This is a genomic window from Streptomyces sp. NPDC102270 (genome assembly GCF_044766405.1).
Lineage (GTDB): Bacteria > Actinomycetota > Actinomycetes > Streptomycetales > Streptomycetaceae > Streptomyces.
Genome location: NZ_JBIWLX010000040.1, coordinates 20,027 through 34,191, shown reverse-complemented (window position 1 = coordinate 34,191; position 14,165 = coordinate 20,027). Strand labels below are relative to the sequence as shown.

The following is a 14,165-nucleotide window of genomic DNA, read 5'->3' as shown; positions in this document are numbered from 1 at the left end:
CCCCCCCCCCCCCCCCCCCCCCCCCCCCCCCCCCCCCCCCCCCCCCCCCCCCCCCCCCCCCCCCCCCCCCCCCCCCCCCCCCCCCCCCCCCCACGGCGCTTTCGGGATCAGGCGAGCTTGGCGTCCAGGGTGATCGGGACGGCCTTCAGGGCCTGGCTGACCGGGCAGTTGACCTTGGCCTGCTCGGCGGCGGCCACGAAGCCCTCCTCGTCGAGACCCGGCACGGTGCCCTCGACGGTGAGGTGGATGCCCGTGATGCCCTCGCCCGGCTGGAAGGTGACATCGGCGGAGGTGATGAGCTTGGTGGGCGGGGTGCCGGCCCCGGCCAGGGCGTGCGAGAACGCCATGGAGAAGCAGCTGGAGTGGGCGGCCGCGATCAGCTCCTCGGGGCTGGTCTTGCCGTTCGCCTCCTGGGTGCGGGCAGCCCACGTCACCGGCTGCTCGTCGATGGCACCGGAGGAATCGAAGGTGACGACACCGTTGCCCTCGAGGAGGTTGCCTTCCCAGACGGTGTGTGCGGAGCGCGTGGTAGCCACGTTCAGTCCTTTCGTGTGGTCCCGTTGACGGGGGTACGGGAACCATCCGATCACACTACGCTCAGCTCACGCGGAAGACCGGCCCGCGTGCGGTGAACGGCAGCCTGGCACCCTGCGGGATCAGATAGGCGTGCTCGCGCCGCACCCGCAGCACATCGCACCAGCCGTCGGTGATGACCAGCACGGGTGCGTTCGCGGGGAAGTCGTCGGCGCGGTGCAGCAGGTCGATGCCGGGCTGCAGGACGGTGCCGCCGCGGCCGTGCACCCGGACCCGCTCGGCGATCTCGGTGACGGGCAGATAGCCGGCATCGTGCGGGGCCGCGTCGCAGAACACGACCCGGGCGGCGGGTACGTCCCGGGCCTCGGCGTACGAGGCGATCGCGCCGAGTGCCTTGCCGAGCAGGGTGCGGCTCATCGAGCCGGAGGTGTCCAGGACCACGCCGAAGGTGCAGCGGGCGATCTCCTCGGGCGGGAAGTAACGGCCCGCGCGCGGGATGTCGGGGGTGGAGGACTGACGGCGCGCGGGACGGGCGTAGGACCTGACGGGCTGCGGGCTGGGCACGAACTCGTCGAACCAGCGGGCGAGTTGCGCGTCCCAGGGCAGCGGTGGATGGCTGAGCGCCCGGATCTCCTCGACCAGGCCCCCGGGCAGGAACCCGCGCTCCTGCCGCTGGTGCAGGTCGAGGCCCCGGGCGAGGCCACGGCGGTAGAACTCGTCGAGGTCGACGTAGTCGCGCGGTGAGCCGAGCGGGCCGCCGAGGATGTCGCCGGCGCCCTTGCCGCGGAGGGTGGCGAGGCGGCGCATGCGGCGCAGATCGCCGGCGATGCGGTCGTAGACCTCCTCGGAGGAGAGGCCGGTGAGCTCGGGGTCGTACAGCAGGCCCTCGGGCATGGTGCCGATGCGCATCTCGGTCAGCCAGCCGTTGATGACGTAGTCGCAGGCGATGTTGAAGAGGTAGGGATCGCGGGTGCCGCAGCGGTCGCCGTGGCGCAGGGCGGCGTGCAGCATCTCGTGGGCGAGGATGAACCGCCATTCCTCGTCGTCGAAGCGGCGCAACGGGTTGATGTAGATCTCGGCGACCTCGGCGTTGACGGCGGCGATCGCGATGCCGTGGGCGCGGGCGAGTTCGGCGTCGGCGACCAGGGTGATGCCGGCCGCGATGCCGCCGAGCAGCGGGTAGGAGGAGATGAACCAGCGCAGGGCCTGCTGCCAGGGGCGTTGCGGGGTCACTTCCCCGCTGAGCGAGTCGCGGCGGCCGCCCGCCATGTCCATCGCCGCGGACATGGTCCGGGTCAGTGCGGTGGCGAACGCCAGCTGCCAGTCGGGCGGCTGGGACCAGCCCGCCCACCTGAGCAGCAGCTGGTCGGGCTCGGGGCCCGCCGTACCGCAGTGTTCGTAGGCGGCCGGGATGCCGTCGCGCCGCCAGCGCGCGGCGAGCTGCTCCTCGTCGCCGTCCGGGTAGGAGGCGGGCAGGTGCTCGGGGGCCCGGCCGACGGGGAAGCCGAGCAGGAAGCGGTTGACGACGAGGCAGCGGGCGGCGAGGTCGAAGCGGTCGGGCTGGGTGCGTTCGCCCTTGACCGCCGGGACGTGTCCGAAGCCGAGGTGGAGGACGGCGTGGGCCAACGCCCAGGCCCAGGCGGCGGGTTCGGCGAGGCGGTCGGGGTGGGCGTGCACGTCGCCGTCGGAGTCGACGACCACGAGCCCGTCCCGGGGCGCGAACCGGCACTCCTCCCGGCGGCAGACGTCGAACTCGACGGCCGCGAGCGCCGGGTTGGCCCGCATGAGCCGCATTCCCTCTGCGAACGCCTCGCCCGCGAGGTCGCGCTTCTTCTTCTTTTCGGGGCTGCGGCTCACCGCCGCGCCTCCACCAGGCGGGGCATGTCACGGGCCGCCTCGACGAGGAACCAGGAGGGCAGTACGGGGTTGCCGTCGTCGTCCGCGGCGATGACGGTCTGGGCCACCTCGACGGAGATCTCGGCGAGCTGGACCAGTAGCGACTTGGCGCGGTAGGCGGTCTGCCGGCCGTTCGCCGACATGTGCTCCTTGCTGACCGGGAGTTCCTTGAGCAGACGGCCGCGGAAGGACTCGGCGAGGTAGTAGAGCAGGTCGCGGTCCTCCAGGCGGTTCGGCCAGCGGGCGTCGCCCTTGATGATCGCCTCGATGCCGAACCGGCTGCGCACGATCTTGACGTAGCCGCAGAACGCGGTCGCGTGCCGGGGCGTCAGCGTGCCGTGCGCGAGCACCTTCAGGGTGTCCTCGTCGAGGTCCTGGCCGAAGGAGTGCAGCGCGTCGGAGAGCATGTGCCAGGAGCGGGGCGTGGAGAAGGGCTCCTCGGTCTTCGGCGGCTTGGACCACAGGTGGTCGGGCCGGTCGGTGAGGTGGTCGAGGATCCAGGGGTGGATGCCGTGCTCGGCGGCCCACACCAGCCAGTCCTTCGCGGACGCCTCCAGGTGGACGTGGGTGAGGCGGTTGACGAGGGCGGAGGCGATGGGCCGGGCCAGCGCGTTGTCGGTGGCCCGGTTCCCGGCACCGATGACGATGGAGCCCTTGGGCAGCTCGTAGTCCCCGATACGGCGGTCCAGGATCAGCGAGTAGAACGCCTTCTGCACATCCGGGGTGGCGGCGTTCAGCTCGTCCAGGAACAGGCAGTACGGCTCGTCGCGCGCGATGGACTCCGGGGGGCAGAACACCGAGCGCCCGTCGCGGATCTGCGGCACCCCGATCAGGTCCTCGGGAGCCAGCTGGGTGCCGATCAGGCTCACGCACTCCAGGCCCAGCGACGCGGCGAACTCCCTGACGAGGGAGGACTTGCCGATGCCCGGGGCGCCCCAGACGAAGACGGGCCGCACGGTGGCGAGGCCGAGGAGAAGCTCGGGGATACGGGAGGGCGACACGGTGACGGCAGCCTGCAAAGCGGTGGCTCCAGGGGGTGTTGGAGAAGGGGCGACTCGAACAGTGTCCGCGCCGCGCCGAAGAGACGCAGCCGATTTTTCTCAGGCCGACGGGACCCACCAGGGGCCGCGGGGCTGTATCGATATGCGGCTCCGCCGCGTGGGCGCGACCAGCCCCCACCGGCTCGCAGCCGAACGACTACGCGGCCTTCTCCTCGGCCTTCCGCAACGGCACCTGAGGACCCCCGGCCTCGTCGAGCCACCCCCGCAGCACGTCGTGCACCCGCTCCGCCCCGGCGAGTTCCTCGGGCGGCGCCGACAAGGCAAGCGGCGACAACAGGAACGGCTTGGCCTGGGCCCCGCCAAGACCACCGTGCGACCCGATCTGCTCCTCGAAGGCGAGCACCTCCCCCTCGGCCGGGTCGTACCAGGAGTTGACCATGATGTCGGCGGTGTGCGGAAAGGAGTGGGTACGCCGTACCGCCTCGACCGCGCCAGGCCCGAAGTCGGCCAGCGGCCCCGGATTCTCGGCCAGTTGCTCCAGCGGGATCTCCGTACCGAACGGCCCCAGCACCACCCCACCGTGCTCCTCGCTGCGCACCAGGAGGAAGCCGATGCCGGGATGGTTGGCGAGGGTGGTCAGCAGCGCCGGGTGCCGCGCGTCCAGCTCCTCCTTGGTCATCCGGTGGTGCACATCGGGGAAGGAGACCAGGCCGAGGTTGCCGGAGGCCAGCACGATCGGCTCGGAGCCGCGCGCGGGCCGGTACTGCTCGCGCGCTTCCTTGCCCGGCCGGCGCAGTGCCGCACGGACGGCGGCGCGGGCCTCGGCCCCGCTGTGGGTGCGCTCGGCCTTGCGCGACACGGGCAGCCCGCAGCCGGCCCGGACCAGGTCGCCGAGGGTGAGCCCGTAGCGGGTACGGAAGGTCTCGCCGGGGCTCTGGCCGTGGTCGGAGAGGACGACGATCCGGTACGGGCGCGGGGCGTGCTCGGCGACGTTCTCGATCAGCGCGAGCGAGCGGTCCAGGCGCTCCAGGACCTTCGCGGCATCACGGCTGGTCGGCCCGGAGTGGTGGGCGACCTCGTCATAGGCGACGAGGTCGGCGTAGACGGCCGTGCGGCCCGCGAGCATGTCGCCCATCACGGCGGCGACCACGACATCGCGTTCGACGACGGTCGCGAAGGCGCGCACCAGCGGGTACAGGCCCCCGCGGCCCACCCGCGGGCGTTCCTTGCGGGCCCGGGTGCGGGTCGACTGGCCGATCTCCCGGCCGACCTCGGCGAAGAAGGACAGGGCGGTGCGCACGGCGTTGGCGGGGTCGGAGAAGTAGGCGAAGTAGCCGGCCCGGGAGCGGGTCTCGCGGCTGCGGCGGCGGGTGGCGATGGACAGGACGAGGGCCTGCTCCTCGGCGCCGCCGGAGAAGAGGTTGCCGCGGCTCGCGCCGTCCACGGTGAGCAGTCCGCCGTGTCCGGCCTGTTCCACGGCCCGCTGCTGGAGTTCGACGGCGCTGGTCGGGCGGTTGCAGACCACGATCTCTCCGCGGTCCTTCTCGTACCAGCGGAAGGCGGGGACGTCGTGGTTGCTGCCGTGCAGGATGCCGAGCTGGCTGGCGCCGGTCTGGCTGGACCAGTCGGTGCGCCAGGAGGTGAGCCGGTGGGTGGGCCGCACCGCGCGGCCGGGGGTGTCGCTGTGTCCCATCCAGCGGGCGACGGTGGGCATCAGGCCCCGGCCGACGGCGGCCAGCAGGACGTCGTGGCCGACGCCGTCGAGCTGGAGGAAGACCGTGCCGGGTGTGGCCGGGCCGACGGGGTCTCTTCTTCGGCGGCGGTCGGCGAGCCGGTACAGGCGGCGCCGGTAGGCGTCGTCGTCGCGTACGGCGAGGGCGCCGCCGGTGGCGGAGGCGACCGCGGACATCACGGCGGCGACCACGACCGCGGTCTCCGGGGCGGCGTCGCCGCGCTCGGCGGGGTTCAGGCGCAGGGCGAGCAGCAGCAGCGCCCCGTTGAGGAAGAAGACGAGGAGCCCGAGCACCAGCGTCGGCACGAGCAGGAACAGCCGCACGAGCAGGGGCCACACGACGGCCGACAGCACACCGAAGGCGCCGGCGCCGAACGCCGCGGTGACGGCGATCCGGGTCGCGCTGTCACCGGTCGGGGACTGGAGCCGGAAGTCCGGCAGGATGCCGGCCAGCACCAGCATGGTCAGGGTGGAGACGACCCATACCGTGACGCTCCGCCCGACCTGACTGGCGACCCGTCGCCAACGCCCCGCACCCACGCCCCGCACACCTCACGTCCTGGCCCGTCGTCGGTGCGGGCGCTGGGACCAGCGTGTCACACGGGTGGCTAGCGGCCGTCGTATCCCGCCGTCGGCATCGACAGCCTGCGGTGCACCCTGGCCTTCATCTGGGCGTCGTAGAGGGGCTCCGCGAAGCCCACGGTCTCGACCCGGACCCCGCGGCGGGCGCATTCGGCGGTGAACTCCTCCACGGAGGACAGGGCTCTCTCCAGGACCCTGCGGCTCGGGGCCACGAAGAGATCCCGTCCCGCCCGGACCCCGTCCCACAGCACGCAGTGGTCGGCGCGCAGGCCGCGCACGAGCAGTTCCCGCCGCACGGTGTACCCCCGCTCCGCGGCCCAGCGCGCGCACATCGCGTGCTGGCTGCGGGAGTCCACCAGGAAGGGATCGGCGTCGAGTTCCTCCAGCGGCGTCAGACTCGCGATCGCCGTGACACGGACCGCTCCCATGGTGTCCCCCTCACCTCCGGGTTTCGCCGCCGACCATACTCCAGCCCGTAGGCTTCGGGGAGTCGCGCGAAGGAGGCAAAGAGGTGCCGGTGGAGATCACCTGGTGGGGCCACGCCACCTGCACGGTCACGGATTCGAACGTACGTGTCCTCACCGACCCTCTGTTCGCCCGCCGGTTGGCGCATCTGCGCCGGCGCCGCGGGGCGGTACCCCCGCCCGAGGCCCGGCGTGCGGACGTGGTCCTCGTCTCCCATCTGCACGCCGACCATCTGCACGTTCCCTCGCTGGCGCGGCTGGAGCCGGGCACCCGCCTGCTCGTGCCCCGGGGCGCACGACGCCAGGTGCCGGGGCTGCGCCGGCTCACCGACCTGCGGGTGGACGAGGTGGTCCCCGGCGACGAGCGACGCGTCGGCGACCTCCTGATACGCGTGGTGCCCGCGTGGCACGACGGGCGGCGGCTGCCGGTCGGGCCGCACCGCTCCCCCGCGCTCGGTTTCGTCGTGGAGGGCTCGGCGCGGACGTACTTCGCCGGGGACACCGGGCTGTTCGACGACATGGCCAAGGAGGTCGGGCCGGTCGACGTGGCACTGTTGCCGGTCGGCGGGTGGGGGCCGTATCTCGGGGAGGGGCACCTCGACGCGGGGCGCGCGGCCGAGGCGCTGGCCCGGCTGGAGCCGCACAGTGCGGTGCCGGTGCACTACGGGACGTACTGGCCGATCGGGATGGACGGAGTGCGGCCGCACGAGTTCCACGCGCCGGGCGCGGAGTTCGTGCGGCTGGCGGCGGAGTTCGCACCCGGGGTGGATGTGCACCGGCTGGAGCACGGGGAGAGCGTGCGGCTGGGGGTTGCGGGGTGACGTGGCTGGCGGCCGCCACCACGGGGGCGACACCCGTGGCCGCGGGAGGGGCGATCGGGTATCCGACCCTGTTCCTGCTGGTGTTTCTGGGCGCGTTGGTGCCGGTGGTGCCCACGGGGGCGCTGGTGAGCTCGGCGGCCGTCGTGGCGTTCCATCAGACGGCGCCCCTGTCCTTGCTGTTCGTGTTCCTCACGGCCTCCCTCGCCGCGTTCCTCGGGGACATCGCCCTGTACTGGCTGGGGCGGCGCGGGATGAAGTCGAAGAACGGCTCGCGATGGCTGAAGGCGCTCCGCTCCCGGGCGCCGGAGGAGCGGCTCTCGCAGGCGCAGGGGAAGCTGGCCGATCACGGGGTGGCCGTCCTGGTGCTGTCCCGGATGGTGCCGGCGGGGCGGATTCCGGTGATGCTGGCCTGCCTCATGGCGGAGTGGCCGCTGCGGCGGTTCGTCCGGGGGAATCTGCCGGCCTGTCTGGCCTGGGCCGTGACGTACCAGCTGATCGGGATCCTGGGCGGGTCGTTGTTCAAGGAGCCCTGGGAGGGAGTGCTCGCGGCGGTCGCGCTCACCGTGGCGATGAGCGCGGCACCGACGGTGTGGAAGCGGGTCCGCCCCTAGGGACGTCAGCTCCAGGGGACGTCAGCTCCAGGGGACGTCAGCTCCAGGGGACGTCAGCTCCAGGGGACGTCAGCTCCTAGGGACGCTTCAGGGGATGTTCCAGCACCCGTGAGCCGCCGACCGGCAGGTCCCACAGGTCCTCGCGGGCCAGGCCCGCCTTCGCCCACGCCTCCCGCACCCGCGTCAGGGGTTCCAGCACCGGCTCCGCCGACAGCACGAACGTCGCCCAGTGCATGGGGGCCATGCGGCGGGCGCCCAGGTCCTGGGCCGCCCGCACCGCATCCTCCGGGTCGCAATGGACGTCGCTGAGCCACCAGCGGGGGTCGTAGGCGCCGATGGGCAGCAGGGCGAGGTCGATGCCGGGATAGCGGTGGCCGATGCGGGAGAACCAGTGGCCGTACCCCGTGTCGCCCGCGAAGTAGACGCGCTGCCCGTCCTGAGCGGTGAGGACCCAACCGCCCCACAGGGTGCGACATGTGTCGGTGAGGGAGCGCTTGGACCAGTGGTGGGCGGGGACGAAGTCGAAGCGGACGCCGTCCAGTTCGGCCGCCTCCCACCAGTCGAGTTCGGTCACCGCGGTGAAGCGGCGGCGGTGGAACCAGCGGGCCAGGCCGGCCGGGACGAAGACCGGGGTGTCGCGCGGCAGTCGGCGCAGGGTCGGGGCGTCCAGGTGGTCGTAGTGGTTGTGGCTGATGACGACCGCGTCGACGGGCGGCAGGGCGTCCCAGTCGAAGCCGACGGGGGTGATACGGGCCGGGGTGCCGAGGATGCGACGGGACCAGACCGGGTCGGTGAGGACGGTCAGGCCACCGATCCGCACCACCCAACTGGCGTGTCCCGCCCAGGAGACGGCGACCGTGCGGGCGTTGACGGCGGGGAGCGGGGCGGGTGCGTAGGGCAGCTTCGGGATGTCGGCGAGGCCCTCGGGCCCGGGGCGTACGGCGCCCTCGCGGGCGAAGCGGGCCATGGCCTTCAGGCCGGGCAGCGGGGCGGTCAGACGGTCGTGGAAGGACCTCGGCCACACTCTGCGCTCCCCCAGCGGTCGGGGTTCGGCGAGCGGCGGGGACGGGGGAGCGAACGAGGAGGGGGCCGAGGGTTCGTCGGCCACTCGCGTGCTGGTGGTCGACTCGGACTGCTGCGTCATCGAGGAGGCTCCCATCGCTGAGCGTCGTCGCGGAGGTCGTCGAAGACCGACTCCAGGGTGATCAACGCGCGTTGCACCTGTGGCAGTTCCAACGGCGCGGGTGACATGAGGCATTCCGCGCGTTCCTCGTCGGAACCGCCGAGCAGGGGGCCGGTGGACAGCCGTACGCGCAGCGCGCCGAGGTCGTCGCCGAAGCGGTGGCCGCCGGGAGCGGGCATGCCGAGCCGGGCGGTGAGGAACTCCTCCAGGTCCTGGGCGTCGCCGACGCCCTGCGCGCTGAGCGCGGGCCGCAGGGGACCGAGGTCGACGTAGAGGTGGCGGCCGGCCCGCGGGGGCCGGCACAGCGCGCCCGCGCCGACCACCACGGAGTGCGCGGCGGCGGCCACGCGCGCGTGGAGATGTCCTACGGCGGCGCGGTGGGCGGTGACCGGTTCGGGCTCGGTGAGGGCGTGGGCGGCGGCCGCGGCGACCGGGGCGGCGACTCGGGCGCCGAGGGCGGTCAGGATGTCCAGCACGCGCGCGTGGAGGCCGCCTCCGTCGCCGTCGGCCGGGAAGCGGGCGAAGGCGGCCGGCCAGCCGGTCGGGAGCAGGCTGCCGGCCAGGTCGGTGACGACGGTGACCCGCTCGGGCAGCATCTCGGCGGGGCTCAGCCAGACCGTCTCGTGCGGGGCGTGCACGGTGTCGCGCCAGGTCTCGTCGCTGACCAGGTGCAGGCCCTCCCCCGCGGCGGCCTCGACGGTCTCGTGCAGCACCTCGGGCGGGGCGACGGTGGCGGTGGGGTCATCGGCGACGGACAGCACCAGCAGCCGTGGGTCACCGCCCTCCGCCCGCACCCGGCGCACGGTCTCCAGGAGGGCGTAGGGGTCCGGGACACCGCCGCACTCGGCCGGTGTCGCCACGTGGAAGACGCGTCTGCCCAACAGGCGTGCGTACGGCGCCCACCAGGCGGCACAGGGGCGGGGCACCAGGACGTCACCGCCGAGCGCGGCGGTCAGGGCGAGCAGAAGAGCGGGGGCGCCGGGGGCGGCGGCCATGTGGTCGGGTTCGGCGGGCAGGCCGCGCCGGGCCGCGTAGGCGCAGGCGGCCGCCAGGAGCGGGGTGCCGCCCCCGACCGGTTCGGCGTGGGAGCGGGCGGCCGCGGCGGCGAGGACGGCGGTGAGTTCGCGCAGTACGGGCAGCCCGTCCTCGGGCAGTGGAGGGCCGTAGCGGACGGGGCCCTGGCCCTCCGGGTCGGTCCGCATGGTCACCTCCGTATGCCGCTGTCCGGTGGCTCGTCCGGTCCGCCGTCTCGTTCGCTCGCGCCCGGGGCGCTCCTCGCGGCCCCTCGCAGCTCCTCGCGCTCCGAGTACCCACGGCGCCGCGGGCCCATGGGCGCCGGGCGGGTTGCGCCTGTCACACGGACCTGAGGTTTCGTCCTCAGAGATCCGTCGTGGGGGCCTTGCGGCGCAGCCGGTACACGGCGCCCGCGGCGGCGCCCGCGATCAGCAGACCGCCGGCGACCAGGGCGGGCACGGAGTCGGTGAAGCTGCCGCCCTCACCGGCGCGGACGGGGCGCTGGATGACCGCGGTACCGCAGCTCTCGGTGTGCGGCTCGGTGCGTGGCTCGACGGGCTGCTCGGAGCGCGGCTCGGTGCGTGGCTCGACGGGCTGCTCGGAGCGCGGCTCGGTGCGCGGCTCGACGGGCTGCTCGGTGCGCGGCTCGGCGCACGGGCGGTGGCTGCTGTCGGTGGCGGCTCCGCTCGTGATGGTGAAGGTGGCGCTCCAGGCCTTGCCCGGTGCGCGGTCCGAGGTCGGGCAGAGGCCGTCGACGGTCCACGCCGAGTCGGGGCCGACACCGCCGGCACCGTCCTCGAGTGCCGGGTCGGCGGCGACGCGCGCGGTGCCGCTGTAGGCGGGGCCGGAGACCTTGTCGTCGTTGCCGGGCACCAGCTGCAGCCGTACGGTCTGCGACTCGAAGGCCTCGGAGGTGGCGTCGAGGGTGGCGGGCGGTGTCCCGGTGCCGGGATCGCAGGAGACGGACACGGTGACACTGCCGCCCGGCTGGACACTGCTCGGGCTGACCTCCGCGGCCGGATCCGCGAAGGCGCTCGGCGCCGCGGCGCCCAGGGTGATCCAGAGCGCGGGCAGGACGACGGACAGGGCCCGGAGACGGGCGGTGCGGCGCATGGGGTGGACTCCTTCGGCCGACGGCTGCGGGGCCCGTCGTCGGGCGTCGGGGTCTCGACGACTGGGCCGGGGGCACGACGGTCGCACCCACGGCCATCACAGCCCGGCCCTCCCTGTCCCGCGCGCGGCCGGAGGCCATTGGCGGTACGGGGAGGGCCGGGTGGGTGACGTCCGGGCGCCGGAGGTGTCGTTCCCGCGGCGCTGCCGTCAGCTGCCCGCGGCGTCGCGCATGATCTGCTCGCGCAGCCGACCGCAGCAGCGGTTGATCAGCCGGGACACGTGCATCTGGGAGATGCCGAGCTGCTCGGCGATCCGGCTCTGGGTCATGTCGCCGAAGAAACGCATGTAGAGGATGGCGCGCTCCCGCTCGGGAAGGGCGGCCAGCCTGGGCTTGACGGACTCGCGGTCGACGACCGTCTCCAGGGCGGGATCGAAGGAGCCGAGGGCGTCGGCGAGCGAGTAGCCGTCCTCGCTGCCGGGCAGTTCGGCGTCGAGGGAGAGGGCGGTGAAGCTCTCCAGGGCCTCCAGGCCCACCAGGACGTCCTCCTCGCTCAGGTTCGCGTGCTCGGCGATCTCGGCGACGGTGGGCCGGCGTCCCGATGTGGTCTGGGCGAGGTCCTGGGAGGCGAAGCGGACACGGTTGCGCAGTTCCTGGACCCGGCGCGGCACGTGCAGGGTCCACATGTGGTCGCGGAAGTGCCGCTTGATCTCGCCGGTGATGGTGGGGACGGCGTAGCTCTCGAAGGCGTTGCCGCGGGCGGGGTCGTAGCGGTCGACGGCCTTGACCAGGCCGAGGGCGGCGACCTGGCGCAGGTCGTCGAAGCTCTCGCCGCGGCTGCGGAAGCGTCCGGCGAGCCGGTCGGCCATGGGCAGCCAGGCCTCGACGATCTGTCCGCGCAGGGTGTCGCGCTCGGGTCCGGCGGGCAGTGCGGCGAGCCTGCGGAAGGCTTCGGCGGTGTCGGGTGCGTCGTCGTGCGGGTGGTGCTTCGTGCTCACTGGGGTGGGCATCTGCGTCGCAGCTCCCTGGATCGTGCTCGGGTGGACGATCGGCGTGGGGAGCGCGTCCGGGTGCGGACGGGCGCGGCCGTGGCGGTCGATCGCCGCTTTCACGGACGTGCCTCCGGTCCGAAGCACTGTGAGTGCGCCTGCCCCCGGCCCCTCGGGCCAAACCGGGGCAGGTTTTCCGGTGGCCCGCCGGGTGACTCGTAAGGCTGCTGCCTGTGCCATCCATGTCCGGGAGGTCAGCCCATGAGCACCAAGGTGTCCGACCACATCCTCGAGCGGCTGCGCGAATGGGGGGTGGAGCATGTCTTCGGCTATCCGGGGGACGGCATCAACGGCCTGCTGGCGGCCTGGGGCCGGGCCGACAACCAGCCGCGGTTCGTGCAATCCCGGCACGAGGAGATGTCCGCTTTCGAGGCGGTCGGGTACGCCAAGTTCAGCGGCCGCATCGGAGTGTGCGCGGCGACCTCGGGGCCCGGCGCGATCCACCTGCTCAACGGGTTGTACGACGCCAAGCTGGACCATGTGCCGGTGCTGGCGATCGTGGGCCAGACGCACCGCACCGCGATGGGCGGGTCGTACCAGCAGGAGGTGGACCTGCACACGCTGTACAAGGACGTCGCCTCGGAGTTCGTGGAGACGGTGACCGTCCCCGAGCAGTTGCCGAACGTCCTGGACCGGGCGATCCGCACCGCGTACGCCCGCCGTTGTCCCACGGCGATCATCATCCCCGGGGACGTGCAGGAACTGGACTACTCGGCGCCCACGCACGAGTTCAAGATGGTGCCCTCCAGCCTGGACCGCAGCGCCTGGACGGCGGTTCCGTCGCAGGAGTCGCTGGAGCGGGCCGCGGAGATCCTCAACTCCGGTGAGAAGCCCGCGATCCTGATCGGCCAGGGCGCGGCGGGGGCACGGGCCGAGGTGGAGCGGATCGCCGAACTGCTCGGCGCGGGCGTCGCCAAGGCGCTGCTCGGCAAGGACGCGCTGAGCGACGAACTGCCGTACGTCACCGGCTCGATCGGCCTGCTGGGCACGCGCCCGTCGTACGAACTCATGCGGGACTGCGACACCCTGCTGACCATCGGCTCGTCGTTCCCGTACACGCAGTTCCTGCCGGAGTTCGGCAAGGCGCGCGGTGTGCAGATCGACATCGACCCGCACATGGTCGGCATGCGCTATCCGTACGAGGTGAACCTCGTCGGCGACGCGAAGGCGACGCTGCAGCGGCTGATCCCGATGCTGGACGTGGAGCGCGGCGGGCGTGAGTGGTACGACACGGTGTGCGACAACGTCAGGCGCTGGCGCGAGGTGATGGAGCGGCGGGCGCAGCAGTCCGCCGACCCGATCAACCCGGAGTACGTGGCCCACGTCCTCGACCCGCTGCTGCCCGACAACGCGATCGTCACCTCGGACTCCGGGTCCACCGCCAACTGGTACGCCCGGCACCTGACCATGCGGCCCGGCATGCGCTCGTCGCTGTCCGGCACGCTGGCGACGATGGGCCCCGGAGTGCCGTACGCCATCGGCGCGAAGTTCGCGCACCCGGACCGGCCGGCGGTCGCGCTGGTCGGCGACGGGGCGATGCAGATGAACGGCATGGCCGAGCTGATCACCGCGGCCAAGTACCGGGATCTGTGGGAGGACCCGCGGCTGATCGTCGCCATCTGGAACAACCACGACCTCAATCAGGTCACGTGGGAGATGCGGGCCATGGAGGGTGCCCCGTCGTTCCTGCCCTCGCAGCAGCTCCCGGACGTGCAGTACGCCGCGTTCGCCCGCTCCCTCGGTCTGACCGGGATCCGGGTGGAGAAGCCGGAGGACGTCGAGGCGGCCTGGCGGGCCGGGCTGCAGGCGGACGGGCCCGCGGTCCTCGAGTTCCTCACCGACCCGGCCGTACCGCCGATCCCGCCGCACGCCACCTGGGAGCAGATGGAGGCCACGGCCGCCTCGGTCCTCAAGGGCGACGCCGACCGGGCGTCCATGGTGAAGCAGGGCTTCAAGGCGAAGGTGCAGGAGTTCCTGCCGGGGCGGGAGAAGTAACCGTCGGGAGGGCGGCCGGTTCGAGCCGGTCGCCCTTCGGCTCCGGAAGCATCAGTTCCTCGTACCGGCCGAGCGCGAGCACCGCGGCGAGCATGAGGATCGGTATGAGCGCGGCGAGGACGACCATCGCCATGTCCTTCCCAGGGGGAGGTGCGCGGGAGGTCCGGATCGG

General features: G+C 73.1%; 12 protein-coding genes. 3 read left to right on the top strand and 9 right to left on the bottom strand.

Annotation, left to right across the window (positions count from 1 at the left end; translation table 11 throughout):
• Positions 1-107: 107 nt before the first annotated feature.
• From ACIRP7_RS43910 to ACIRP7_RS43890, 5 genes are all read right to left on the bottom strand, one after another.
• Positions 108-536, bottom strand: coding sequence for an OsmC family protein (locus ACIRP7_RS43910; RefSeq protein ID WP_280861541.1), 429 nt, complete (start codon positions 534-536; stop codon positions 108-110).
• 61 nt (positions 537-597) lie between these two features.
• Positions 598-2,328, bottom strand: a complete 1,731-nt coding sequence (locus ACIRP7_RS43905; RefSeq protein ID WP_403672133.1) for a hypothetical protein — start codon at positions 2,326-2,328, stop codon at positions 598-600.
• 59 nt (positions 2,329-2,387) lie between these two features.
• Positions 2,388-3,449, bottom strand: a complete 1,062-nt coding sequence (locus ACIRP7_RS43900) for an ATP-binding protein (protein WP_403672130.1) — start codon at positions 3,447-3,449, stop codon at positions 2,388-2,390.
• Positions 3,450-3,627: 178 nt separating this feature from the next.
• Positions 3,628-5,712: a phage holin family protein gene (locus tag ACIRP7_RS43895; protein WP_403672128.1), complete on the bottom strand. Its 2,085-nt coding sequence runs from the start codon at positions 5,710-5,712 to the stop codon at positions 3,628-3,630.
• 59 nt (positions 5,713-5,771) lie between these two features.
• Positions 5,772-6,173: a hypothetical protein gene (locus ACIRP7_RS43890; protein ID WP_403672125.1), complete on the bottom strand. Its 402-nt coding sequence runs from the start codon at positions 6,171-6,173 to the stop codon at positions 5,772-5,774.
• An 83-nt stretch (positions 6,174-6,256) separates the two neighbouring features.
• On the opposite strand from ACIRP7_RS43890, the gene ACIRP7_RS43885 reads away from it, so the two are divergent.
• Together ACIRP7_RS43885 and ACIRP7_RS43880 are read left to right on the top strand one after the other, a co-directional pair.
• Positions 6,257-7,030 carry an MBL fold metallo-hydrolase gene (locus ACIRP7_RS43885; protein ID WP_403672122.1) on the top strand — a complete coding sequence of 258 codons (774 nt, stop codon included), beginning with the start codon at positions 6,257-6,259 and terminating at the stop codon, positions 7,028-7,030.
• On the top strand, positions 7,027-7,641 hold the full coding sequence (locus ACIRP7_RS43880; RefSeq protein ID WP_403672119.1) for a DedA family protein: 615 nt from the start codon (positions 7,027-7,029) through the stop codon (positions 7,639-7,641). Before ACIRP7_RS43885 ends, ACIRP7_RS43880 begins: the two co-directional genes overlap by 4 nt.
• Before the next feature lie 76 nt (positions 7,642-7,717).
• On the opposite strand, the gene ACIRP7_RS43875 is transcribed toward ACIRP7_RS43880, so the two are convergent.
• From ACIRP7_RS43875 to ACIRP7_RS43860, 4 genes are all read right to left on the bottom strand, one after another.
• Complete coding sequence (locus tag ACIRP7_RS43875) at positions 7,718-8,785, bottom strand: MBL fold metallo-hydrolase (protein ID WP_403672116.1); 1,068 nt, start codon at positions 8,783-8,785, stop codon at positions 7,718-7,720.
• Positions 8,782-10,026, bottom strand: a complete 1,245-nt coding sequence (locus ACIRP7_RS43870; protein WP_403672113.1) for an aminotransferase class I/II-fold pyridoxal phosphate-dependent enzyme — start codon at positions 10,024-10,026, stop codon at positions 8,782-8,784. The genes ACIRP7_RS43875 and ACIRP7_RS43870 overlap by 4 nt, the downstream gene beginning before the upstream one ends.
• 175 nt (positions 10,027-10,201) lie before the next feature.
• The gene (locus ACIRP7_RS43865) at positions 10,202-10,951 is read right to left on the bottom strand and encodes a hypothetical protein (protein WP_403672110.1); all 750 of its coding nucleotides are present in this window, start codon (positions 10,949-10,951) and stop codon (positions 10,202-10,204) included.
• 207 nt (positions 10,952-11,158) lie between these two features.
• Entirely contained in the window at positions 11,159-11,959 is an 801-nt protein-coding gene (locus ACIRP7_RS43860) for an RNA polymerase sigma factor SigF (RefSeq protein WP_403672107.1), read from the bottom strand.
• Positions 11,960-12,199: 240 nt separating this feature from the next.
• Between ACIRP7_RS43860 and ACIRP7_RS43855 the strand changes: the two genes are divergently transcribed.
• A complete protein-coding gene (locus ACIRP7_RS43855) occupies positions 12,200-13,993 on the top strand; it encodes a thiamine pyrophosphate-requiring protein (protein WP_403672104.1) in 1,794 nt (597 codons plus the stop codon).
• Positions 13,994-14,165: the final 172 nt, after the last annotated feature.